24 protein-coding genes are annotated in these 23306 nt (G+C 45.3%); 8 read left to right on the forward strand and 16 right to left on the reverse strand.

The annotated features are described in order from the left end of the window. Window positions 1-15: 15 nt before the first annotated feature. Together MHI01_RS13930 and MHI01_RS13935 are read right to left on the reverse strand one after the other, a co-directional pair. The gene (locus tag MHI01_RS13930) at window positions 16-297 is read right to left on the reverse strand and encodes a hypothetical protein (RefSeq protein WP_127550457.1); all 282 of its coding nucleotides are present in this window, start codon (window positions 295-297) and stop codon (window positions 16-18) included. A 166-nt stretch (window positions 298-463) separates the two neighbouring features. After that, window positions 464-919: a GNAT family N-acetyltransferase gene (locus MHI01_RS13935; protein ID WP_282319330.1), complete on the reverse strand. Its 456-nt coding sequence runs from the start codon at window positions 917-919 to the stop codon at window positions 464-466. A gap of 255 nt (window positions 920-1174) precedes the next feature. Between MHI01_RS13935 and MHI01_RS13940 the strand changes: the two genes are divergently transcribed. Both MHI01_RS13940 and MHI01_RS13945 read left to right on the forward strand, forming a co-directional pair. Continuing rightward, window positions 1175-1750 carry a GNAT family N-acetyltransferase gene (locus tag MHI01_RS13940; RefSeq protein WP_179086603.1) on the forward strand — a complete coding sequence of 192 codons (576 nt, stop codon included), beginning with the start codon at window positions 1175-1177 and terminating at the stop codon, window positions 1748-1750. After that, window positions 1747-2094: a DUF1801 domain-containing protein gene (locus MHI01_RS13945; protein WP_340983408.1), complete on the forward strand. Its 348-nt coding sequence runs from the start codon at window positions 1747-1749 to the stop codon at window positions 2092-2094. Before MHI01_RS13940 ends, MHI01_RS13945 begins: the two co-directional genes overlap by 4 nt. Before the next feature lie 783 nt (window positions 2095-2877). Here MHI01_RS13945 and MHI01_RS13950 read toward each other — a convergent pair. The 8 genes from MHI01_RS13950 to MHI01_RS13985 all read right to left on the reverse strand — a co-directional run bounded on the left by MHI01_RS13950 (window position 2878) and on the right by MHI01_RS13985 (window position 12996). Continuing rightward, window positions 2878-4182, reverse strand: coding sequence for a DUF1963 domain-containing protein (locus MHI01_RS13950; RefSeq protein WP_339285638.1), 1305 nt, complete (start codon window positions 4180-4182; stop codon window positions 2878-2880). A gap of 121 nt (window positions 4183-4303) precedes the next feature. Continuing rightward, window positions 4304-5482 carry an alanyl-tRNA editing protein gene (locus tag MHI01_RS13955; protein WP_340983410.1) on the reverse strand — a complete coding sequence of 393 codons (1179 nt, stop codon included), beginning with the start codon at window positions 5480-5482 and terminating at the stop codon, window positions 4304-4306. A 318-nt stretch (window positions 5483-5800) separates the two neighbouring features. Beyond that, the gene (locus MHI01_RS13960) at window positions 5801-6553 is read right to left on the reverse strand and encodes an iron ABC transporter ATP-binding protein (RefSeq protein ID WP_101314621.1); all 753 of its coding nucleotides are present in this window, start codon (window positions 6551-6553) and stop codon (window positions 5801-5803) included. Continuing rightward, on the reverse strand, window positions 6550-7614 hold the full coding sequence (locus MHI01_RS13965) for an iron chelate uptake ABC transporter family permease subunit (RefSeq protein ID WP_127550469.1): 1065 nt from the start codon (window positions 7612-7614) through the stop codon (window positions 6550-6552). Before MHI01_RS13965 ends, MHI01_RS13960 begins: the two co-directional genes overlap by 4 nt. Beyond that, window positions 7611-8621: an ABC transporter permease gene (locus MHI01_RS13970; protein ID WP_445744926.1), complete on the reverse strand. Its 1011-nt coding sequence runs from the start codon at window positions 8619-8621 to the stop codon at window positions 7611-7613. The genes MHI01_RS13965 and MHI01_RS13970 overlap by 4 nt, the downstream gene beginning before the upstream one ends. A gap of 31 nt (window positions 8622-8652) precedes the next feature. Continuing rightward, window positions 8653-9690: a siderophore ABC transporter substrate-binding protein gene (locus MHI01_RS13975; RefSeq protein ID WP_340983412.1), complete on the reverse strand. Its 1038-nt coding sequence runs from the start codon at window positions 9688-9690 to the stop codon at window positions 8653-8655. A gap of 394 nt (window positions 9691-10084) precedes the next feature. Further along, complete coding sequence (gene dhaK / locus MHI01_RS13980; RefSeq protein ID WP_340983413.1) at window positions 10085-11854, reverse strand: dihydroxyacetone kinase subunit DhaK; 1770 nt, start codon at window positions 11852-11854, stop codon at window positions 10085-10087. Beyond that, complete coding sequence (locus MHI01_RS13985) at window positions 11854-12996, reverse strand: glycerol dehydrogenase (protein ID WP_017690500.1); 1143 nt, start codon at window positions 12994-12996, stop codon at window positions 11854-11856. Before MHI01_RS13985 ends, dhaK begins: the two co-directional genes overlap by 1 nt. A 305-nt stretch (window positions 12997-13301) precedes the next feature. On the opposite strand from MHI01_RS13985, the gene MHI01_RS13990 reads away from it, so the two are divergent. Next, window positions 13302-14336, forward strand: a complete 1035-nt coding sequence (locus MHI01_RS13990) for a PocR ligand-binding domain-containing protein (RefSeq protein WP_340983414.1) — start codon at window positions 13302-13304, stop codon at window positions 14334-14336. A gap of 105 nt (window positions 14337-14441) precedes the next feature. Next, window positions 14442-15431: an aldo/keto reductase family protein gene (locus MHI01_RS13995; protein ID WP_340983415.1), complete on the forward strand. Its 990-nt coding sequence runs from the start codon at window positions 14442-14444 to the stop codon at window positions 15429-15431. On the opposite strand, the gene MHI01_RS14000 is transcribed toward MHI01_RS13995, so the two are convergent. From MHI01_RS14000 to MHI01_RS14015, 4 genes are all read right to left on the reverse strand, one after another. After that, on the reverse strand, window positions 15428-16306 hold the full coding sequence (locus MHI01_RS14000) for a LysR substrate-binding domain-containing protein (RefSeq protein ID WP_340983416.1): 879 nt from the start codon (window positions 16304-16306) through the stop codon (window positions 15428-15430). The two genes, MHI01_RS13995 and MHI01_RS14000, sit on opposite strands and share 4 nt — an antisense overlap. A 31-nt stretch (window positions 16307-16337) precedes the next feature. Next, window positions 16338-16808 carry an SMI1/KNR4 family protein gene (locus MHI01_RS14005; RefSeq protein WP_127550479.1) on the reverse strand — a complete coding sequence of 157 codons (471 nt, stop codon included), beginning with the start codon at window positions 16806-16808 and terminating at the stop codon, window positions 16338-16340. Between the two features lie 113 nt (window positions 16809-16921). Then, window positions 16922-18022 carry a threonine aldolase family protein gene (locus MHI01_RS14010; RefSeq protein ID WP_340983417.1) on the reverse strand — a complete coding sequence of 367 codons (1101 nt, stop codon included), beginning with the start codon at window positions 18020-18022 and terminating at the stop codon, window positions 16922-16924. A 53-nt stretch (window positions 18023-18075) separates the two neighbouring features. Further along, complete coding sequence (locus MHI01_RS14015) at window positions 18076-18936, reverse strand: LysR family transcriptional regulator (RefSeq protein WP_076329786.1); 861 nt, start codon at window positions 18934-18936, stop codon at window positions 18076-18078. A gap of 181 nt (window positions 18937-19117) precedes the next feature. Here MHI01_RS14015 and MHI01_RS14020 point away from each other — a divergent pair, with 181 nt between their 5' ends. From MHI01_RS14020 to MHI01_RS14035, 4 genes are all read left to right on the forward strand, one after another. Further along, window positions 19118-20107, forward strand: coding sequence for a quinone oxidoreductase family protein (locus MHI01_RS14020; protein WP_340983418.1), 990 nt, complete (start codon window positions 19118-19120; stop codon window positions 20105-20107). Between the two features lie 394 nt (window positions 20108-20501). Further along, window positions 20502-20720 (forward strand): bacteriocin immunity protein, encoded by a 219-nt coding sequence (locus tag MHI01_RS14025; protein WP_340983419.1) that lies wholly within the window; start codon window positions 20502-20504, stop codon window positions 20718-20720. 27 nt (window positions 20721-20747) lie between these two features. Further along, window positions 20748-20978, forward strand: coding sequence for a hypothetical protein (locus tag MHI01_RS14030; RefSeq protein WP_340983420.1), 231 nt, complete (start codon window positions 20748-20750; stop codon window positions 20976-20978). Between the two features lie 75 nt (window positions 20979-21053). Then, window positions 21054-21842: a formate/nitrite transporter family protein gene (locus MHI01_RS14035; protein ID WP_036606169.1), complete on the forward strand. Its 789-nt coding sequence runs from the start codon at window positions 21054-21056 to the stop codon at window positions 21840-21842. Window positions 21843-22106: 264 nt separating this feature from the next. Here the strand turns inward: MHI01_RS14035 and MHI01_RS14040 are convergent, their stop codons facing one another. Beyond that, the gene (locus MHI01_RS14040) at window positions 22107-23093 is read right to left on the reverse strand and encodes a WXG100 family type VII secretion target (RefSeq protein ID WP_036606168.1); all 987 of its coding nucleotides are present in this window, start codon (window positions 23091-23093) and stop codon (window positions 22107-22109) included. Continuing rightward, window positions 23090-23221 (reverse strand): hypothetical protein, encoded by a 132-nt coding sequence (locus tag MHI01_RS14045; protein WP_340983421.1) that lies wholly within the window; start codon window positions 23219-23221, stop codon window positions 23090-23092. The genes MHI01_RS14040 and MHI01_RS14045 overlap by 4 nt, the downstream gene beginning before the upstream one ends. Window positions 23222-23306: the final 85 nt, after the last annotated feature.

Here is a 23306-nt window from a genome sequence, read left to right on the forward strand (position 1 = left end):
ATATATGGACATAACCTATGTTTTATACCCCACAATCGCATGAAGCAATCTATGTACAATCCAGCTGATCAAACTGTACACTGCCCCATAGATGAACCAAGCGCCTATGTTACTACCCATTGTTGAAAGACTACTCGCGATATACAACAAAGGCAGCATAAAAGATATAATCAGCGCTCCCCAAAGTCTAAACCCTTTGGCAAAATAACTGCATATTCCAAGCACCGCTGCAATGATGGGACATAACACCAAGACAGCAAAAAGCGGATTCATATCATCGAACCACCAATATATCACGCACGACTCCCTCCACATTCTTCGTCATAAGGCCACGTTACTTTAATGCTGTATTATTTAGTTTATTCTACTCTTTTTCCATCTCTTAAAATGTACAATATGTTGCAAAATTAAAAAACCAGCGTCCTGTAAAAAAACAGAATACTGGTTTCTCATGTAAATCCATTTAAATTGTTCTCGTCATAAACGTGCTGTTCGGGTCCAATACATAATCCGCGAATGGTTCGCAATATTCAAATCCGAAATCTTCATACAACTTCCGTGCCGGGATAAATGAATCCATTGAACCCGTCTCCAGACTGATTCGCTTATAACCACGGTCTGTGGCAACCTCCATAATATGCGCCAAAATTTTTCTCGCTACGCCTTTTCTCAGATGAGCCGAAGCGGTACGCATCGACTTCAACTCTGCATGCTCTGGATCAAGTTCTTTGATAGCCCCGCAGCCGAGCAAGTCGTCCCCTTCCCAAGCACACCAGAAAGTAATTTCGGGCTCCTTGAGTCCGTCCAGATTCAACGCATGAATACTTTCTGGAGGCGAATCTGCTGCCATCCCTTGCAAGTGCTCCGCAATTAAAGCCTTAACTTGGACTCCACTCAAATCATCCACTTTGATCTCCATAACGTACCACTCCCGCCGACATTTTTATTGGTTTTATCACTGAATGTATATCAATCATTTTATCTTACTACCGTGTTAGGTTTTATGACAAGAGGTTACTTATATCCACTGAAATACGCTATTGTGATTCACCTATAATTTCCAGTATGATGAGGCTATCATATGCCAAAGGGGCGAGGTCTATTGCGAAATATACATAGAGTTAAACGTGGAACTAAGGTGAAGCAAGCTTAACTTAATTTAAAGGAGACCCCTATGACACTCACTACGGATAACCTGTTTTATAGCAAACGATTAAAGATGACGCCACCACGCTCTGAAGACGTGCAGACCATGCTGCAATGGAACGAAGACCCGGAGTACCTTCGGAATGTGGATACTGACCTGGCCATTCCCTATTCGGAGAAACAGTTGGAGGATGAGGGCGAAACGAAGAACAAGGAAGTTTACTTCAGACTTCGCACGCATGAAGAGGATACGCTGATTGGTTTTGTCGTCATTCATGGCATTGAATGGAACAACCGCTGCGGACAGCTTGCCATTGGCATCGGACTTGCCAAACATCGCAACAAGGGATATGGCACGGAAGCGTTGAATCTTATTTTACGATATGCGTTCAATGAGATGAATCTGGACCGAGTTGGTCTCGATGTCATCGCCTACAATGCCAAAGCAATCCGTTCCTATGAAAAGGTTGGTTTTCAGTTGGAAGGTCGTGCACGCTCAGCTGTATATCGTGATGGTAAGCGTTATGACCGCTTGATGATGGGAATCCTAAGACCAGAATGGGAAACACACAATCAGATCCATACGGAGGGTGAACAAGTATGACCAAGAATGCAGAAGTTACTGCGTTTATTGAACAGATTCAGGTCCCCTGGCAAGTACAAGTCGCTGAACAATTGCGCCAGTTAGTGCATGATACCATCCCTGACGTACAAGAACGCGTACAATACAAGAAACCTCATTTTTTGAAAAACGGAAAGTACGCTGCGGTCATCTCGCCTTCCAAACAAGCCATGTCTTTCACCATCTTCAATGCAACTGGACTCGATCTCCCCGATGGGATATTTGAAGGCCCGGAAGAACGAAAAACGATCAAACTCAAGGAAAAAGATACGCCGGACTATGAATGGTTGGCTGATTTGTTAAAGCAGGCATCTGCGGAATTGTAGACGGGTCTAGTAAAGAGGCACATACGCCGAAGTAGTAACTTAGGTAGTAATGTGTGAGTGGTAATGTGCGGTTGGAGTATATGGGGTGGGTTTGGGTTTGGGTTTGGGTTTGGGTTTGGGTTTGGGTTTGGGTTTGGGTTTGGGTTTGGGTTTGGGTTTGGGTTTGGGTTTGGGTTTGGGTTTGGGTTTGGGTTTGGGTTTGGGTTTGGGTTTGGGTTTGGGTTTGGGTTTGGGTTTGGGTTTGGGTTTGGGTTTGGGTTTGGGTTTGGGTTTGGGTTTGGGTTTGGGTTTGGGTTTGGGTTTGGGCCAAGCGCTAACGAATCGGACACACCTTATATCGCAGTTTTAAAAACATATGAAATTCTAACGAATCTCAGCATTCTTATTACAGAAACCCCTTCGATTTTCTTCGAAAAACCATGACAATTGGAGAAATAGAGTGGCTATGATTCGTTAGAATTCTATACTGCTGCAAATTCACCCAATAAGACGTGCTAGGTTCGTTAGACTGTGTGAGTACGACAAGCGGCCTCTGCACGTAGAAAAAACAACCCATTCTCACTCTGGCGGCTAAATAAATAGCATAAACGACTGGCTGTAGCAAAAATATCTCACATCCATCCTGCGCAGGGCAAAGGGGCATCCCATGAAGTTCCAAGAACTTCGGGATGCCCCTTGGTTATAGTCTGTCTACTACTGTCATTCCAACCTTAAAAGCGGTGTAATATCATAATAAGATGACTGCTTATAATTGCTTATAATGTTATATACTAGCTTCCACCATCAAGATTGCTGGTACGATACGGCGGTCATCTGACATGGCTCACATATGAACATGTAATACATACCCTCACCATATTTCTCAACCTCGCCCCAGTCCAGTTGTGCGACAGCCTTCATTCTCGTGGAACAGCGTGGACATGTTGGGTACTCCGCATCTTGAACCCATCCCGGATGGCCGCCGACCTGAGATAACGATGGCTCCATCGCCCACTCACTGGCATGGAATGCATGACGCGATGCATTCGCAATCCGAAACTGCTGGCCAACATCCGGTGCAAGTTTACCATAGTCGTCCAGGTCAATCTCGTCCATTCCCATAGGCATGACATTATGTGAACTCCATAACGGTTCCCCTGCCGCGTCCATCTCCATGTAAACCACACCGTAACTGCTGCATATCACGCAAGTCCGTATCTGAAGTTGCTGAGCATGCCAAGAAACGTCATTCAATGCTGGATGCTTAACATCCAGACTAATTAAGGTGGTTAACGCATTGCCACACCATGGACAGCAATTGGTGCTAGGGTTCAGCATCGATAGTGAACTTCCGGTTAACTCCACGTTAGGTCCTTCATTCTCTTTTACTTTATAGAGTGAATAACTTGGGGTGATGAATAATTCCCTGCGCTGCCCGTCTTTTGTAAGCTCCCAACCAGCTTCAGTGGTGTAATGCTCAGGTGCCACGTATAATTCGTTCGCCCAAGATGGAGGAGATTGTCTCCACTGCCGGAACTGCCGCACGACAACATCATCTCCGATATGGGCCAGCATGAGCAATATGTGGTTCCGATTCTCATCATCGGTATTCACCTGCTGTAAGAGATGATCACGAACCTCACCCGAGGCACTTTTATACAAAATGGCAGGATAATAGATCTCTTGTTCCAGCACCTCAGGAATTTCGGCAGTCAACGATATATCATGGTAGCAGAACAGATATACCAGAATGTCTTTGCCCGTATCTTCATCACCTGTACAAATCCGTTGCATCGCGTAATCCTTCATCTGATCTTGTTGCTCTACAGACAAAGATAGATATACCTGTTCCTCGGATTGTTCATAGGGCGTATAACGAATTAGTGGATCGCGAACCTGAGGTTTGTGCATGATTTTCAAAATTTCGACTGGGTCTGTAATACCTGCATACAAGTTCACGTCACGTCGATTCGCTTCAATGTATCTCTGACGCTCCTCGCGTTCCATCTCCTGCTTGCAAGGCATACAATAACCACCCGTTTTCAACGCTGTTGCTGGTAAAATGGTATTTGCACACCCTTCCCGTATACACGGAATTCGTTCTGTCATCCCTCCACCCCCTCTACTATCTGCTCGCTTCATCATGCCATGACAAACACGCCACAACGTGACGTGCTTGTCCCTTACTCCATATTTAAATACCTGCGTGTACCATAAAGGAAAATACGAATCAGTGATGTCCCAACTGGTCCTTGGTAAATTCGTAAAAGGCAAGCGCATCTTCACTGCTGGCAAAGCCTGCCTGAGCCATCTTTTCACTACCTCCACCTTTGCCTTGATAGGCTCCAAGATTACCTTTGAAGAAAGGTCCACAAGCCCATTCAGGCGGCTGTCCGTTCTGTGCAAGAACCACTTTGGCCTCTGAGATGCTGGCGAACAGAACAAGGCCTTCATGGTCTGCCGTCAGCTTGGTAGCAAGACTCTGCATATCCTTGAGCGATTTGTCTTCAAAGACCTGAGCAATTACCAGCCCTTGCCGAGCGGCCAGAAGTTCCTCCGCAAAATAGGCATCATTGGTTGTTTTCACTGCATTCAGCTCAGTTTGCAACTGCTTTTGCTCCAGTTCCATTTTCTCAATACGCTCCAACAATTCGTCCTTGCTGGTCTTTAATTTAACCATGATGCTATTGAGCACGTTTTGTGTGGATGTGAATTCATTCAGGGCCCTTGTTCCACATTTGAAATAAATGCGGGTACCGCCCTTCACTTTTTCAGTTTTCAACAGTTTGATGATCCCAATCTCACCTGTCGCCGACACATGCGTTCCACCGCAGGCGTTATACTCCACACCCTCGATCTCGACGATGCGAATGTCTTCCGTTACCGTAGGTTGCTTCACCAATGGTAACTGTGCAGCCTCTTCTGCTGTAACCCAAGACGTGTTGATGCGAGCGTTACGATAGATCTGACGATTCACTTCTTGTTCAATGGCGGTTAATTGATTCGCTCCCAGTTCAGCCGTAGCCACATCAATCGTGTCATACTCCGTACCGAGATGGAAACTGAGGGTCATCGCTTCAGTCAGCTTTAGAGTGATTGCCGATAACAAATGCTGACCCGTATGCTGCTGCATATGATCGAATCTGCGCTCCCAGTCAATCTCACAATGTACCTCAGTCTCTTCAGGGGTGCGTTCCAGCTTATGCCATACTTCGCCATCTTCAATGTTCACATCCAGAACAGCGATGCCACCAATTTGTCCCAGATCACAAGGTTGTCCGCCCCCATGCGGGTAAAAAGCAGTCTCCGCCAGCGTGACATATACGCCGTCTTCCTTGTCTACTCTGCCTGTAATCGTTGTATGCCACTCTCTTGTATAAGCAGAGTCATAATAGATTTTTTGCGTCATTGAATCATCCCGATCCCTTCTCGTTCAAATGGGTTTTCATAATCTCCAGATTACACTATCTGGAACCCTCAAGCCAATTTATGGCATAGAGTATCCCCTTTCTCTATCCAAAAGATTACTCTGTGAGCGAAAATAGCTATTCATCGAGAAAGGAACGTTTGCAGGAAGATGCTTCTGGTAAAGGCTTATCATTCTATGATGTTTTTAAGATAAACTTTCAAACTGTCTTGTTCGACTTTAATAAAAAAAAGAAGAGTGAATAATCACTCTTCTTTTTGAAAACCATTTTAACAAACAACTTTTCATTAAATCTTGTAGCTAATAGATCGCTATCGGCCCGTAAGGACCATCAATAATTTCAATTTTCGTTTCAAAAATATCTGTTAAAATTTCGGGGTCCATCACTTCATCTACGGTTCCAAAAGCGGCGATTTGACCATCTTTCATGGCACATATTCGATCCGAATATTTGGCGGCAAAATTGATATCATGCATAACCGTCAGAATGGTTCTTCCAAATTCATTAGCGGCATATCTCAAATGCTCCATCATCCGAACAGAACGCGCAACATCCAGATTGTTCAAAGGCTCGTCCAAAAGTACATATTCCGTCTCCTGACACAACACCATAGCTACATAGGCTCTTTGCCTTTGGCCACCAGAAAGCTCATCTAGATATCTATTTTCCAGAGCAGTTAAGTCTAGAAAATCAATATATTTAGAAATAATAGCTTCATCCTCATCCGTTAATCTTCCCTTAGAATAAGGAAAACGTCCGAATCCGGCAAGTTGTCTAACGGTAAGCCTTGTGACAAAATGATTTTCTTGTCGTAAAACCGTTATAATCTTGGCCAGATCCCTTGATTTGGATGTGGAAACATCCATATTGGCAACCTTGATCTGACCTTCGTCCAAATCCAAAAGTCTTCCGATCATCAGAAGTGTCGTCGATTTCCCCGCACCGTTGGGTCCAATTAAAGAAGTAAGACCGGCTTTGGGTATATGAATATTCAAAGGGCCTATCTCTACCTCGGCTGCATAGGTTTTTTTGACATTATTGATCTGTATCATAAAGAACCCTTCCTTAAAATCACAATTAAAAATGTTAGTCCGCCAACCAATTCTATAATAATGGAAACAACACCTTGGGCATTGAAAACATGATTCATAACAAAGTATGCACCGGTTAAGATCACAAACCCTATCGCCAGTGCCATTGGGAAAACATATCTGTGATCATAGGTTTGCGCGGCCTGATAACTCAAAATCGCAACTAAAAATCCATAGAATGTAAGTGGTCCAACCAAAGCCGTCGAAATGGCCATCAATATGGAAACCAGGACCAGTGTATAAATCACACTACTTTGATGTTTAGTTCCCAAGGAAGTCGAGACATCCTTACCCAGCGATAACACATTTAACCTCTTTGCATTAGCAAGTAGCAGGATCGCTGCAATGATGACGATAGGAATCGCAATCGGGAAATAGGCAGAATCCGCATTATTCACGGAAGCAAACATTCTTGCCTGCAAAATATCAAACTCGGACGGTGCAAGAAGTCTTCTCATAAATGAAGATACGGATCTCAGCCCGGTCCCAATGATAATACCGACTAGAAGCAGAAGTTGTAAATTTCCGTATTTTCCGGAAAGCAGCCATCCATAAAGGATTAAACACATGATGACCATTGCAGCAACTTGATATAAAAAGGAATCAACACCGCTAAAATTCACAAATACCGTAGCACCAAGGAAAAATATAGTACTCGTATGAATGGTTGAATAAATAGCATCAAAACCTAAAAGGGACGGAGTTATAATTCTGTTATTCGTAATCGATTGAAAAGCAACCGTGGATAAACTTTGGCAAATTGCAGCGATCAGCATTGAAATCAGAGCAACTACCCTTCTTGTAACAACAGGTATGAAAGAAGGCGAAGACACCGGGACCGGATTGTTATAAATCAGTAGCCCAACTGATGCAAAAACGCCCAGAATAATTAATGTTATCAGCAAAATCCAATAACGCTTTTCTTCTTTCTTGGTACGGAAGGCTCTAGCTGATCTTTTTTTAGGACGACGGCTAGAATCGATTTCGATATTTAGTGGATTTCTACTTGCTAAGTCGCTCATCTTACCCTCCTTGTTGACCGCCTTTGTCTTAACAAAATGACAATGAATACGACGGCTCCCACTGTTCCAAGGATCATCGAGACAGGTATTTCAAAAGGCATAATAATGACACGAGACAGGATATCACACACAATGATGCTGCCCATCCCTAATAAGCACACCCATGGCAAATTGCTCCTGAGATCGTCACCCCTAAACATGGAGACAATATTGGGGACAATTAACCCTAGAAAAGGCAAGTTCCCAATGACCGCAGCAACGATTCCAACTACTAGTGAAATAAGCGCAGTACCCAAAAGAATGATCCTGTCATAATTTACGCCAAGACTAGTAGCGACATCTTCCCCTAGTCCGGCTAGTGTCAGCCGATCAGCAAAAACAAATATAAGAATAGTCACCAATACAATAAGCCATAAATATTCATACCTGCCAATTTGCACAGATGAGAAGGAGCCTGCAAACCAGCTTTCGATATTTTGAGTCATTTGGAACACAAGCCCCACGAAAGTTGAAAATGCAGAAATGACAGCTCCAAGCATCATTCCAATAATCGGGACAACTAAGGACGAACGGAGCTTAACTTTCTTTAGAAACATAAAAAAAATCATCGTTCCTATAAAAGAAAAAATGATTGCACCAGTCATTCTTAGCGTTAAGCTCGGAGCAGGAAAGACCAGATAAATAAACATGATCCCCAGTCCTGACCATTCCATTGTTCCGGTTGTGGTAGGTTCCACCAAGCGATTCTGTGTAATAAGCTGCATGACCAGTCCTGCCATTGCCATGGCGGCACCGGTAAGCATTAATGCAACAGTTCTTGGGACACGAGTAATGAAGAACATCTCCATTCCATCCGCTTGTCCTCGTATGTCATAGACTCCAATAAGCAGTGATGTAATGCCTAAAATAATAGTGGCTATAATCGCAATGATAAAAGGTATGGTCCATAGCTTTTTCGGATTATGACGCTGGGGTTGAGAATTCTCAACCCCAGCTAATTTTGGTATTAAATTTTTCTGCACTGCAGCATACTCCTTTTTACTGTTTAGCTAAAGCTTTCGTAAGGTTGTTAATCAACTCCAAGAAAGTTTCGATGGATTCATTGGTGTACGTGTCGTTTGGAGCATAAACGATTTGTTTTTGAGTAATAGCAGTGGTGTTTTGCAGAGCGGGTGAATTATCAATAACGTCTTGAGCCGGAACGGCACCTTCTTCAGCAGATACAGCTGCATCCCGATCCAGTACGAAAATCCAATCTGGATTACTTTGGGCAATCGCTTCAACAGAAATATCATCACCTTGATGATCAGAAGATGATTTGTCCACTTCTAGTGCCGGAACCCAGCCAAAAATGTCATACAATGGTCCCCACACACGTCCAGTAAGAGGAGCCGAGAAACCGATGTTTCCACCAGAAACAACAACACTCATAATTTTATCTTCACCGTTATAAGCGGCCTTAGCTTCTTCAATAGCTTTATCAAAATCAGCAATCAGTTGGGCAGCTTCTTCTTGCTTCTCGAAAACTTTTCCCAAATTGGTTGTTGCATCTTTAAGTCCATTAACAAAGTTTTCTCCAGGTGATGCTGTTTCTTCAAGCTCAATATTAAGGTCGATCACTGCTGCATTAGGTACTAATTTTTTGATGTCTTCATAGTAACTAGCAAACCGTTGACCAACAATGACAAGATCAGGCTGTATTGATGCCAATAGTTCAAGGTTTGGTTCGCGGTGATTCCCAATATTTTGTACCGATTCATCCGCCACATATGGTGAATCCGCAGGCATTACATCCTTCGGCGCTGCTGCCAATTTGACGCCCCAAGTGGACAGAGTCTCAAATGTTCTGTTATCCAGAGCAACGACCTTCGTTGGATTTACAGGCACAGTTACCGTTCCATGAGCATCCGTAATTTCAACTGTTGTGGCTGTAGCTGTAGTAGCAGCATCGGAAGTTGCAGCCTCTGTATTAGCAGTATCCGTCGAAGCAGGTTCATTACTTGAACAAGCTGCCAACACCAAAGTTAAAGCTGCAACCATGATAAACATTAATTTTGAAGAAATAGACTTTCTCATTTAATTTATATCCCCCTAGATTTAGAAAATTTGGATTCCAACGCAGCGTACTGTGTTGGATAAACTCAGTATCATATACCTCCTCAGACGTAAATTTTAGAGAAAAACTTAACCCCTTTTCACTGTAGTGCTGAGTAACAAAACAACAAATGATAGTGATTATCAATATCAATAGGTTATATTATAACAAGTTAGAAGGCATTTTCAACAACCTAATTGTTTTAATTCATGGCGAAATTATGAACCAAATATTCCATTGTATGTATTTATATGCATAAAAATCGACATTTCAATACAAAAAAAGAAGCATCACTGTGTGATACTTCTTTTGTGGTAAGAACACTTTATACTTTTATATTTCTCATCGAAATGATCTGATTTTTCACCAACATTCTTATTTCATCGACTCAGATAATTCTGTGAAAATAACACCCAGCGCATACGCACCAGCATCCGGGTAGCCCAGACTACGATCACCGACGGCACCTGCACGTCCCATACGTGCCACGATGTCTTCGGTTTTCTTCGCACCTTCAACGGCGGCTGCTGCACCTTTGGCAAATGCTGTTTTGAAGTCATCGCCAGACTCCGCACTTTGAGTCCAGGAATCGGCACACGGAACGAGTGCATCAATCAAGGTTTTATCACCTACAACAGCGCCACGTCCGAAGGAACGTTCTCCTGTGGACTGAATCCCTTGCACGGCTGCATGGATCATCTCGGCGAATTCAGCAACGTTTAATTGCTGTTTATCCCCTACTGCTTTGCCAGCTGCACGGAATGCTGAACCCCAGATCGGGCCGGATGCGCCGCCACAATATTCCATGATGACCAAGGAACATGCATCGAGGAATGATCCGATGTCTTTTTTATCTTCGTTAATGATGTGATTCCATTCGCGTTTCAACTGGCGGAAGCCTTTTGCCACACTCATACCGAAATCGCCATCACCGGCATGGGAATCCAGTTCACAGAACGGTACCTCGTTCTTGATGATGATCTCACCCATTTTATCGATCAGATAGACGACATTGTCCAGTGAAAATTGATTGCCTTTGATGACCGCAGCTGATGCATCCGTCTCCACTTCGTAAGATACAGGAGCGTCTTCACCCACAACAGCTTCCAGCGCTTCGGAATACGCCACTTGTGCTGCTGGAGGACCGGATACTTTAAATGTAGGTGTATCACTTTCCTTGAACAACAGAGTTTTTAGTTCCTCATCCAGTTTCAGGATCGTAACCGATGCCCCTGCCATATCGATACTTGTCATGTAGTTGCCTACAAACGTAGTAGCGACCTTCAGACCTGCATGTCCAGCAAGCTCACGCTGAACGGAATTGTTGAGCAGATACAGTTCTTGCAGTGGCGTTGCACCAAAACCATTCACGAGCACCGCAATCTCAGCGGATGCATCCTTATCCAGCTTCATGTCTGCGAGCAATGCTTCGACCATACGTCCTGCCAATTCATCAGCCGATACGATTTTCTCCCGGCGAATCCCTGGCTCACCATGAATCCCTACGCCGAATTCCATCTCATCTTCAGCAATTTCGAATGTAGGCGTGCCTTTGGCGGGCACCGTACAGGATGTGAATCCAAAACCAATACTGCGCACGTTCTGAGCTGCTTTCTCAGCAACGGATTTCACATCTGCCAGACTGCGGCCTTCTTCGGCCGCTGCTCCGGCAATCTTGTGAACCAGTACAGTTCCGGCAACACCGCGACGTCCAACGGTATACAAACTGTCTTGTACAGCGATGTCATCCTCAACACGCACATACTGTACGTCGATGCCATCTTCTTCAGCCAGATGCGCTGCATTTTTGAAGTTCATCATGTCGCCGCTGTAGTTCTTGATGATCAGGAGTGTACCCTTGTTGCTGGCTGTTGCCTTGATCGCTTGATATACCTGGATTTGGGAAGGAGATGCGAATACATCTCCACATACCGCTGCATCCAGCATCCCTTTACCGACATAACCAGCGTGAGCCGGTTCATGTCCGCTACCGCCGCCACTGATCAGACTGACTTTATCAGCCTGAATCTCTCTGCGTTTAATGACTTTATATTTTTTCAGAAATTCAAGCTCCGGGTGTGCAAGCGCAATCCCGTTGCACATTTCCATAACAACATGTTCGGCCTGATTAATAATTTTCTTCATTATTTTACCTCCCTGCGAGCTGCTTTGTACTCACGGCCCATGCGGTCAGCCGCTGCAATGGCAGCAGCTACTTCAGGAACGGTGATTGGGAACGGCATGGCGTGAATGGATTCTTCCGGAATACAAGCGATCTCTGCCACTTTCAACAGTTCTTCCTGACTAATCGTATCTACACCGATATCCGCCAAGCTGATCGGCAGTCCCACTTCGAGACAGAAGTCCATGACTTCATGCAGCTCTTCAGTTGGTGCATTTTCAAGGACGAGCTGTGCGATTGTACCGAAGGATACTTTTTCACCGTGGAAGAAATGATGTGTGCCTTCCAGAACAGTCAAACCGTTGTGAATTGCATGTGCTGCGGCCAGTCCGCCACTTTCGAATCCAAGACCAGATAACAGAATGTTGGTCTCAACGATATTTTCCAGCGCTTGTGTCACAACGTTGCTGTCACTCGCTACTTTCGCTTTTGCACCATCAGTCAGCAACATTTCATAACACAGTTTTGCCAGTGCAAGTGCCGCATTGGTACCTACAGCAGAAGGTGTATATCCTTCGCGGGAACCCATTGGCAGACTTGCGTTTACACGGGAATAGGATTTTGCTGTTGCTCTTGCTTCGAAGTATGTAGAGAGCGCATCTCCCATACCGGATACGAGGAAACGTGTTGGTGCATTAGCAATTACCGTTGTATCAACGAGAACCACACTTGGGCTTTGTTTGAAGTAAGCATAGTCATCAAAAGAACCGTCCGGTGTGTACAATACAGCGGAGTGACTTGTCGGTGCGTCTGTTGCCGCAATCGTTGGGCAGATGATCAGTGCTTCGCCTTCTGCTACACATTTGGCCGCATCAATGGCTTTACCGCCACCAAGACCGATGGTAGAGTCACATCCTTTTTCCTTCGCGATCGCTTGCAGACGAGCAACTTCCTCACGGGAACATTCCCCTTTAAAACCGCTTTCAACAAACGTAATATTAAATTTCTCGGCTGTTGCATCCAGCTTTGCTTTGACACGCTGTACATCATCCGGATGTGCAATTAACAAAGCAGATTCTCCGAAGGATTTAACAAAGTACCCCAGGTTCAACAACTCGTCTTCGCCTTGTACATATTTAGTTGGGCTGATAAATGCTTTTCTCATAATAATATATGCCTCCTAATGATATGAATTGGTTTAGTGATTACATCAAATTTTAATTTCTTACAATTGACCTTAATATAACGCATGAGCAACAGGTTTACAGTGGACTTTGATAACAAATTATTATAATTTACAATCGTAATTTTTTGCTTTTTGGCACAATCATGGTATCTTATTGTCATGAGATGGTTGAATTTTGACCTCCCATTATACATTACCCGTCATCATTACATCTTAATATGTACAACTTGCTAACTTTTAACGGCCTAAATTATGAATCTGGTTAGCCTATGGAGGTTGCACCAATGATCAAAGAATATCTGCATATCAATAAAATTCTGGACCTTAATAAATGGAAGCGTCTACAAGATTCTCTCGCAACAGTAACCAAACTGGCGATCCTCACCGTTGATTATAAAGGCATTCCCGTAACCAGTCACAGTAGCTGTCAGGCTTTCTGCCAGAATGTCCGTAAAGACCCGGAGCTTCTCCCCTACTGTCAAAAATGTGATTCACGCGGTGGTCTGGAAGCCGTTCGATTGAATGAACCTTATGTGTATTTATGCCATTTCAATATTATAGATATCGCGATTCCGATCACGATTGATGGCAAATATATCGGCGCCGTCATGGCAGGACAAGTGAAACTCGCCGATCCGGAAAAGGGTAGCGACTTGGAGCAAATTGTCACGTCCAAAAACGTACCCATGCATGCAGCCAAGCTGGAGGAATTAAAGGATGATTACGCCCAGCTACCTGTGATGACCTATGAAGAGATTGTGAAAATCTCTAACATGTTATCCCTGCTCTGCAACTACATTGTGGAAGAAGCGCTAAACAAAAATCTGTTAGTTGAAATGTTCGAAAAAGCTTCAGGCAATCAGGAGACTCTAAACCTCTCTACCATTCTGCCGGGTTACTCCATTCGTAATATCGAGTCGATCAAAAAAGAGATGACCAATGCGATAGCGGATGCTTACCTAAAGAACAGCCCAAGTGACACGGAAAGCTCCAGCCCGGTGCTTCAGCCTGCTTTTGAATACATTCACAGTCACAAGAGTGAACAAGTTTCACTCAAACAAATGGCCGATCTATGCCACCTGAGTCCGAGTTATTTCAGCAGACTGTTTGCCAAGGAAACGGGCGAGAACTTCACCACCTATCTGGCAAAACTCAAGATAAAGTGGGCCAAGCAATTGCTGGAGGTCACCGACATGCCTGTCTCACAGATCAGTGATGAGCTGGGATTTAATGAATCGGGATATTTTATCAAAATATTCAAAAAGTTCGAGGAAATTACGCCTGCTATCTATCGCAAATACCTCCAGGAGAAAATGTAGATTCACTGATACTTTTTTCGTATCAAAGATGAGGTTAAAAGATATTTCACCTATTAATCTGCCATTGTTACAATGGAGTCCAGATGACTTAGGGAGGCGACATGAATGGAATATCGCAAATTAGGAAACAGTGGATTAACCGTCAGTGAGATTTCACTCGGCAACTGGATTACGCATGGAGCGCAAGTCGAGGATGGAATAGCAGAAGCTTGTGTGCGAACCGCATTGGATGCAGGTATTACCACATTTGATACCGCAGATGTGTACTCCAATACCAAGGCAGAATCCGTGTTAGGACAGGCTCTTAAGGATATACGAAGAGAAAGTATCGAACTATGCACCAAAGTCTGTCACCCAACCGGCACAGGTCATAATGACCGCGGACTTTCCCGGAAACACATCATGGAAGCCTGCAATGGTTCTTTGCGGCGGCTACAGACTGATTATATCGATGTCTATTACGCTCACCGTTATGACTACAATACTCCGCTGGAAGAGACTTTTCTGGCATTCTCCGATCTGGTGCGTCAGGGCAAAGTTCATTACATTGGCGTAAGTGAATGGAACGCGGATCAGATTGCGCGAGCAGCCGCTTTGGCGAAGGAACTTCATATACCCTTCATTGCAAGTCAGCCCCAATATTCAATGTTATGGCGTGTGATTGAGCAAGAAGTGGTACCTGCAAGCGACCAAGCAGGACTTGGACAGATTACATGGTCTCCTCTGGCTCAGGGTATACTATCAGGCAAATATGCGCCTAACGAAGCATTGCCCACCGGATCACGTGCAGCTGCTGAGGCAGGAGCACCCTTTTTCAATAAACTGGCTGGACAGTGGCTACGTGAAGATGTTCTTACCGCTGTGCAACAGCTTGTTCCACTCGCTAAAGAGATTGGTCTAACTCTCCCCCAACTCGCTGTGGCGTGGGTTCTACAACATTCGTATGTCAGTTCCGTTATTATCGGTGCATCCCGGCCGGAGCAGGTACTTGAAAATGTAAAAGCTTCTGGTGTGAAACTGGACTCTGCGATCATGTCTCGTATTGATGAAATACTGAATCCGTGGATTGAGCGTGATCCAGCCAAGACGGGTTAAACACATTCATCAACAATGCCCATAAAGCGGGACACTACTTCCTGATTCATATCCGTCCGCCATGCCGTATACAACGGTACGGAGGGCGGATTTTCTTGTAATGGGAGAAAGACTACACCCTTACGCTGGAACACATCCACCGAGGACGGAACAATGGAAATGCCCATGCCCGCCGCAACGAGATTCACAATCGTATACATCTGGATCGCTTCCTGCGTAATTCGAGGGTCTACGCCATGCTCCCTGCAATAATCCAGAACGAGACGATGGAACGGAGAACCCAGATGCCTTGGGAATAAAATAAAATCTTCATCCGCCAGTTCTCGAATTGAAACTTGAGTCTGAGAAGCCAACGGGTGATGATCTGGCAATACGGCAATCAACGTTTCCATCTGACAGGGGCGGAACGAGACATGACGAGTATCTTCCTGATATCGCAAAAATCCAATATGGATCTGTCCGTCTTCCAGTGCCTGCAATTGTTGGGACGAAGTCATCTCACGCAGCGTCAATTCAATCTGCGGATATGCAGCGCGAAATTTCCTAAGAACATCCACCATAATGCTCCCCGAAGCCGAATCCACAAAGGCTATGGTGATATGCCCGATGATGCCCTGATCTGCCTTTTGCGTAAGTTGAATGGATCGTTCGAGCTGGGCCATAATTAGCCTGGCCTGTTCCAGAAATACCGCACCTGCCGGGGTGAGACGAACCATTTTTCTGGTGCGCTCCAACAACTTCACGCCAAGCTCATCCTCTAAATTCTGAATCTGCTGGCTCAGCGGTGGTTGCGTCATATTTAATTTTTCCGCTGCACGGTGAAAATGAAGTTCTTCTGCCACCGTGATAAAGTATCTTAACTTCCGAATATCCATAAGCCGATTGCGCATCCTTCCGTCTACCTTGTTAATTCATCTGTTCCTGAACCCAGATTGCCGACTCAGCCAGCATCGTCATCAATTCATTAAAGTCCACAGCAATCTCCCGCAGAGGAGTTTCCCCTGCATCGTGGATCAACATCAGCACCTTGCCTGAATTTTGATCCAGTATAGCCATACTTCCTTCACCAAATCCACCAATCGGGAAAGGCTGGAGGTCAGCTGGCAGCTCGTATTCTTTCTCATATTCACGGTATACTTCCAAAAAATCCGGATAAGCCCAGCTCAGTTCTTTCACCGAATACAAGGCAGGGTCGCCGAAGTTACATGCACCGAACTCAAGTAAAAGTGCGCGATACGCTGCGGGCAGTTTTACATTATGCTTTTGCTCAAAATCCTCAATGCTCTGTTGTTTCTCAGGAGTACACCCATCTCCCATTGTTGTATCGTAGGCCTTCACCAAAAGATCACGAATCGGTTCCAATTCTATCGACGTCACTTGAACTCCCCCTTAAGATACCTTTCTCCACTGATCAGCCGTTGTGAATTCAATAGTTCTCCTTGAAGCGCAACACCTTACCCAAACAAGAGTCGAGCATTAAAATCAACTTCTTATCTCACCTGTTTACGCAACTCTTGATCCAGCCATTCCAGTGCTGCACGCAGCTTGTCCTGAGGAACTTTCTCATAACGATCACCCGTAGACAGTTCAAAGACACAGCTGTTTCCACTTGTTTTGTTCAGATATGAAGTCATTCCTATGCCATACTGTTGAGTCATTTGCACAAGAATTGGTTCAACATCGGCAGCAGCGAGCGCAAAGTGCACATGGAACATATTCGATACCGGTACCTCGGGTAAGGTATGTATCCCGTGACACGCATTCAGTAAGGAGGCGAGTTCTTGAGCCTGCTCGTAATACAACTCCATTTTGCCAATCCGTTCATTGAAATAATACTGAGAACTCAGAATATACGGATACAGGCCGATCAGATCTCCGCCGTGCCGACGTTTCCATACTTTCGATTCTTGCATCACATCCGGATCACCCGCCAATATAGCCCCCGCAATACCTCCAATGCCTTTATAAAAGGATACATACACCGTATCAAACAAACTGCAAATCTCCGCAGGCGTTTTCTGATAATAGGGAGTAATCTCAAACAGGCGTGCCCCGTCCAGATGTAGCTTAATCCCGCGTTCACGGCAATAGGCCGAGATCGCTTCCAGTTCTTCATACGCCGGTAATTGCCCACCAATCTCGCGTTGCGGAAGTTCCAACAGCAGACAGGCAATGTCCTGATCAAGCGCTTGTACATCTTCCAAACGAATCAAACGATCCTTGTCCGCAAGTAAAATTGATTCAATCTGATGCAACTCTTTCAGTCCGTCTTCCTCATGGATTTCAAGATGACACAGAGGGTGGTAAGCTACTCGTTTTACATCTTTGCGGTCACACCAGATCCGTAATGCAATCTGCTGCGCCATCGTTCCACTTGGAAAAAATACCGCCGATTCCTTGCCAAGAACGTCAGCCATCTGTTGCTGAAATTCTTCAATGAGTGGGCCGTTCCCGTAGTGGTCACTGAACAACTCCCCATCGATCTGGTCCAGTACGTTCTGAAGTACCTTCACTTGGCGACTGCCATGACCACCTACAATAAAGTCTGCCTGATTAAATGCATCACCCAACGTTAACGCAGTTTCTTTCAAGATCACTCACTCCTTTATAGTGCATGTTCATAAACGGACTTTTGAACAACCTCTTATAGGTCTGGTTCTGTAATAATCTCAACCAAAGCGCTGAGTGCACTAGATATATGTTCACCACGGGAATACACAAATCCTACTTCCAACCGACAATAGGGATCAGGCAAAGACATCACCGCGATCTCACCTCTTAATTCTGCTTTGGTAACCGAAGAGCGTGGCAGCAATGATACGCCGAGCCCGGCAGATACACCATTCAGAATCGTGTCCAGTGTTCCATATTCCATGATGTTAAGCGTGTGGATACCCTGATCGTTCAAAAAGGATTCCGCCTGAGTGCGATGAGTGCATCCGATCTCAAAAAACAACATCGGCCTGGACAATAACGTGTACATCTCATGTACTCCAGGTTCAGCGATCAACACCAATTCCTCGTCATACATCTTCATATAATTCAGCTCAGGATGATCAATTGGGCCATATATTAAGGCTCCATGCAATTCATGTTGGATGACCTTCTGGTTCAGTTCATGGGTCCCACCCGTGACAAGCGAATGTTTTACTTCCGGGTAACATGAAGTATATTCAGCCAAGAGCGGCGTCAGAAAAGTAGAAGCTGCTGTCTCTATGGCACCTAGACGAAGCATGCCAGCTGGTGGGTTACCCACTTGCGTGGCCTGCTCTGCTTCATATAATAATTCTAATATTCTATCCGCATACCCAAGCAGGTTCTCGCCTGCTGGTGTAAGCGACATCCCCCGATTGGAACGATGAAATAGCGGTACTTGCAGTTGGGTCTCCAACTGTTTAATCCGTGCTGTTACATTGGACTGCACATAATTAAGTGAGAGCGCAGCTTTACTGATACTACCTTCGCGGGCAACCGCCTGAAATATTTTCAAATCACCTGCATCCATACTCTGATCACCTGCTCGTCGTTATATCGGCATTCTGCATCATCCGATTCATGCAAAGTGCTTATCTATTATTTTTAATGATACTGACAATCATTTTTGTTCATTTTACGTGAATCTGCTCCGTCTGTACAATGAGGCTCAGTAGTGAAATCTAGCTACACAGACAGGAGGAATATTGAACATGAAAGCTATTGTCCATTCGGCCCAGAGCGGCCTTGCAGGTCTTCAATATACAGAGTCAATCTCTCGGGCACCAGAAGCCGGGGAAGTGCAGATTCAATTAAAATCCGCTGGTATCAATCATCGGGATCTATTCATCATGGCAGGACGCGGAACCCAGGACACCCCGCTCATTCCCGGTTCCGATGGAGCAGGTATTATCGTAGCGATTGGCGAAAGCGTAAGAGGGTTCGCGATAGGAGATGAAGTCATTATCCATCCTACGCTCGGTTGGGAACATGCATCTGAAGTGCCGACCGTACCCGATATTGTTGGTGGCCCTACGGATGGAACACTGGCTCAATATATAACGTTGCCTGCTGAAAATGCCCTGCCTAAGCCAGCCCACCTATCCTGGGAGGAAGCAGGTGTGCTGTCCCTTTCAGCCCTGACGGCCTATCGCGCCTTATTCACTCGCGGTGTATTGAAGAAAGGTGAACATGTGCTCATTCCCGGTATTGGCGGTGGTGTAGCAACCTATGCCCTGCTCATGGCGGTTGCGGCAGGTGCCAAGGTGACCGTCACCTCCAGAAGTGAAGCCAAAAGAAATGAGGCACTGCGCTTGGGTGCTACCCATGCATTGGATAGTCATGCCGATTGGAGTACGCAGAACGATCTGGAACCTGTGGACATCATCTTGGATAGCATCGGACAAGCCATGTTCCCAAAATATTTTGATATAATCAGACCAGGTGGACGTATCGTGATGTATGGTGCAAGCTCGGGGGATGATCTGACTGTACCCATTCGTTCTATCTTCTTCCCGCAGATCAGTCTGATCGGCACCTCTATGGGCAGCCGTGAGGAGTTTATCCAGATGCTACAATGGGTGGAGCAACATGACATACATCCTGTAATTGATGGCGTATATCCATTGCAAGACGTAGTAAAAGCATTCGAACGTATGGAAAAAGGCGAGCAGTTTGGTAATCTGGCTATCCTTATGGAGTGATATCTATTTTGAGATGGGCCTTCATGAATTGTTGAAAATTGATTTAGATAATGGGGTGAATCCATCTGACCCGTCTCGCTAAACGTATACTAATTGTTCTTATTACTATTATCATTGTGGCCCAAATTCCTATGTTAAAAGAAACCTTAGCCCGAGGAGTTACTACGTTATATGTGAAGATAAAGTATCCCGAACATTCCTTTCAATTCCAAGACTTCATCTACGAGTCTCATTTCGGAAACTATATCATTTCTTATACTGATCAAGACGAACAACTCATTAGTCTGATGCTTGAGCCCAAATTTTTACCGGTGATCATTACGTATGATCCATTGAATCAGCCAATGAAAAAGACTAGTTTGTTCACGCTATGAATCATTCAGGAGGTATCGATATGGACAATCCATTACATTTGGTCGAATTAGTTCGCAAACTGATGGACTCTGAAGGAACGGAAGCCGAGTTGGATGACATGTTGACGGAGCTACAACAGCAGGTTCCACATGTGGGGATCAGTAATCTCATTTTCTGGGATGATCGAGACCTGAAGCCTGAACAGATTGTGGAAGAAGCCTTGGCTGCCCGTCCCATCATTCTCCCGCCCAAGCCATAATATTCTTCAGGAGGTGAACGGTCGGATATGTCTGACATGTCTGATTTAAATCATAATAACAACAATGGACACCCAGATTTTAACGAAATCAGCGGAGAAGAAAACATATTAGTCAGAGGAGCGGCCTTTTCTATTCTTGTTGCACATCAACAAGTTAATGGTGCAGCATCGGCGCTAGAATCGCTTCAATCCGATCCTGATTTTGGCTCTTCTGCAATGCGGGTACTGCATTCGAAACAACGAAGTAATAATCAATAAACCAAGTTTACCCTCCCCAATTTCCATAATTTCGTTATAATGGTAAGCAAGACACCATGCTATTGGAGGAGAATTATGGAAACGGAAGCTTTACGCAACGTGGAACAACTAGCTCTGAAGAAACACAAGATTTACAAACAAAGTTTAATCAGGTACCTTGCACGCTCCATGCTGGCCAGTATGTTTATCGGATTCGGCGTCATCGTGGCGTTTAAGACAGGTAACTTCTTTTATATGGAGCAGTCCCCGTTTACCTATCCGATGGCGGCAATTACGTTTGGCGCGGCCATCATTCTGATCGCCTATGGCGGGGGTGACCTGTTCACGGGCAATACGTTTTATTACACGTATGCGGCGCTGCGCAAGAAACTGCGCTGGTTCGAAGTGATCAAACTGTGGATTGCGAGTTATAGCGGTAACCTGATGGGCGCAGCTGTGTTTGCCCTGTTAATCTACCTGACCGGATTGTTCGATTCGTCTCAGGTGAATGGTTTTCTGTTAAGCGTGGTAGAACACAAAATGGAAGTTCCAACCATGCAACTCTTTTTCCGCGGAATTCTGTGTAACTGGCTTGTATGTATGGCGTTCTTTGTCCCGATGTTCATGAAGGAGAATGGAGCCAAAATGTTTGCCATGATGCTCTTTGTGTTCTGCTTCTTCATCTCGGGATACGAGCACAGCATCGCCAATATGTGTACGTTCGCGATTGCACTCGTGCTGAACCATCCGGGGACGATCTCCATTGAAGGTGTGATCCACAACCTGGTTCCCGTGACTTTGGGTAATCTCGTGGGTGGTGTGCTGCTGATGGGCTTTATGTATTATGCGGTGAACAAACCGTTTCTGGATGAAGAGACACATTAATCTCTGGCAAAAAAAGCCCTCCTTCCGGCCCGGTCCTTCGACCGTGGCGAATCGGTAAGAAGAATCCAAAACACCCCGGTAACCTTCCCATCTCAGGGAAAAGGTCGCCGGGGTGTTTCTCTATGGGCAGGCTCATGGATAAGTCGCCTGCCCTCCACACGCATAGCCATGTGATACACAACCACATGGCTCCATGCAGTGGGTCGGCAAGCAGGCCGCAATCAGGTTGCCCTGTGTTGCCCGCTTGCCAACCCCATCCGTGGCTTAGAAGTACTCCCGCCACGGAGTATATTCAATATCGTTGTCGCCGCGCGTGACCACGATCATATTCTCGATTTTGCCCGTGTCCTTATTGGTACGGTAAATCATCGTACGTGTCTCGCCTTCTTCCGGCACGGAGAACAGGAATTTGTCCGCGACGAAGGAAGAACCAAGTCCAGTGGCATGTTCTGTAAAGGCAGAGCCCGTCTTGCTTGTGAGCAGCAGACCAATCCCGTAGGCTGTAGCCGTTTGTGCTGCTTTGCCAAAGAGATGCTCGCCTTGACTGGTCGTGTGCGTTTGCTCCGAATACCTATACTTTTCCGTATCCTTGCTATAGTCCACCACATTGCCCTGTTTATCCAGACTGATGGTGGTCGTTTCGCCCTTGTCGCTTTTCACCTGATACGTACCTACGATGGAATCCTCGGTAATTTTCACCGTCTTGCCCGTATTGGGGTCAGTCTGATAGATTACATCTTCATACTGAAGCCGAATGATGTTCATGCTGGCCTGAATCTGTTGCGCCAGTTCTTCGTCACCCATCTCTTTGGCTTTCTTCAGCATTTCCTCATAGTTCTGGTATTTCTCGGCATCCTTCTCATCCCATTCATCCATGTTCTTTGGTGGACCTGGCGTTTTATCCAGATCATCGCCTTTATTTTTGCCCATGGTTGATAGCGCCCGCGCTGCGGTCAGCGCCGTCATGATTGCCTGGCTCACCGCCTCTTCATCTGTCGTGCGGAAACGCTCGGCAATCTTCTTAAGCTCCGACTGAATGGATAGAACCAGTTCCAGAACAGATTTCATCGTGCCTTGAGCCGTTGAATAATCGTTATAAAAACGCTCACGCTCCATGCCATCCCAGTTGCTGCGCATGACACTCATCTTACCGTCCAATGTGGACATGAATCCCGATAATTGCTGATGTGCCTGAGCGAACTGCCCACTGACCGTCTCCAGTTGTTCCGGTGTCACCTTGATCTGTGTCATCCTGCACACTCCTCTTCGTGGTCATTATATCCCGTGGTTAACCAATGTGTTGCCCGAACAGAACTCTCCCAGATCTCGACCAACTTGTCATGATCCTGTTCCCGATATGCAGCGACTAACATGTCCAACGTATGCTCCTTTTCTATTAAAAGTAAAGGTTATGTAAAAGCCCGATCCTGGGATCGGACTTGTTTAATACATCAAATTTGAAAT

The sequence above is a fragment of the Paenibacillus sp. FSL M7-0656 genome (assembly GCF_038003225.1).
Classification (GTDB): domain Bacteria; phylum Bacillota; class Bacilli; order Paenibacillales; family Paenibacillaceae; genus Paenibacillus; species Paenibacillus amylolyticus.

Excerpts from the sequence above, each read along its gene's own strand:
- MHI01_RS13935 (WP_282319330.1), bottom strand. The coding sequence starts at position 919 with ATGGAGATCAAAGTGGATGATTTGAGTGGAGTCCAAGTTAAGGCTTTA.
- MHI01_RS13940 (WP_179086603.1), top strand. The coding sequence starts at position 1,175 with ATGACACTCACTACGGATAACCTGTTTTATAGCAAACGATTAAAGATG.
- MHI01_RS13945 (WP_340983408.1), top strand. The coding sequence starts at position 1,747 with ATGACCAAGAATGCAGAAGTTACTGCGTTTATTGAACAGATTCAGGTC.
- MHI01_RS13950 (WP_339285638.1), bottom strand. The coding sequence starts at position 4,182 with ATGACAGAACGAATTCCGTGTATACGGGAAGGGTGTGCAAATACCATT.
- MHI01_RS13955 (WP_340983410.1), bottom strand. The coding sequence starts at position 5,482 with ATGACGCAAAAAATCTATTATGACTCTGCTTATACAAGAGAGTGGCAT.
- MHI01_RS13960 (WP_101314621.1), bottom strand. The coding sequence starts at position 6,553 with ATGATACAGATCAATAATGTCAAAAAAACCTATGCAGCCGAGGTAGAG.
- MHI01_RS13965 (WP_127550469.1), bottom strand. The coding sequence starts at position 7,614 with ATGAGCGACTTAGCAAGTAGAAATCCACTAAATATCGAAATCGATTCT.
- MHI01_RS13975 (WP_340983412.1), bottom strand. The coding sequence starts at position 9,690 with ATGAGAAAGTCTATTTCTTCAAAATTAATGTTTATCATGGTTGCAGCT.
- dhaK (WP_340983413.1), bottom strand. The coding sequence starts at position 11,854 with ATGAAGAAAATTATTAATCAGGCCGAACATGTTGTTATGGAAATGTGC.
- MHI01_RS13985 (WP_017690500.1), bottom strand. The coding sequence starts at position 12,996 with ATGAGAAAAGCATTTATCAGCCCAACTAAATATGTACAAGGCGAAGAC.
- MHI01_RS13990 (WP_340983414.1), top strand. The coding sequence starts at position 13,302 with ATGATCAAAGAATATCTGCATATCAATAAAATTCTGGACCTTAATAAA.
- MHI01_RS13995 (WP_340983415.1), top strand. The coding sequence starts at position 14,442 with ATGGAATATCGCAAATTAGGAAACAGTGGATTAACCGTCAGTGAGATT.
- MHI01_RS14000 (WP_340983416.1), bottom strand. The coding sequence starts at position 16,306 with ATGGATATTCGGAAGTTAAGATACTTTATCACGGTGGCAGAAGAACTT.
- MHI01_RS14015 (WP_076329786.1), bottom strand. The coding sequence starts at position 18,936 with ATGGATGCAGGTGATTTGAAAATATTTCAGGCGGTTGCCCGCGAAGGT.
- MHI01_RS14020 (WP_340983418.1), top strand. The coding sequence starts at position 19,118 with ATGAAAGCTATTGTCCATTCGGCCCAGAGCGGCCTTGCAGGTCTTCAA.
- MHI01_RS14025 (WP_340983419.1), top strand. The coding sequence starts at position 20,502 with ATGGACAATCCATTACATTTGGTCGAATTAGTTCGCAAACTGATGGAC.
- MHI01_RS14030 (WP_340983420.1), top strand. The coding sequence starts at position 20,748 with ATGTCTGACATGTCTGATTTAAATCATAATAACAACAATGGACACCCA.
- MHI01_RS14035 (WP_036606169.1), top strand. The coding sequence starts at position 21,054 with ATGGAAACGGAAGCTTTACGCAACGTGGAACAACTAGCTCTGAAGAAA.
- MHI01_RS14040 (WP_036606168.1), bottom strand. The coding sequence starts at position 23,093 with ATGACACAGATCAAGGTGACACCGGAACAACTGGAGACGGTCAGTGGG.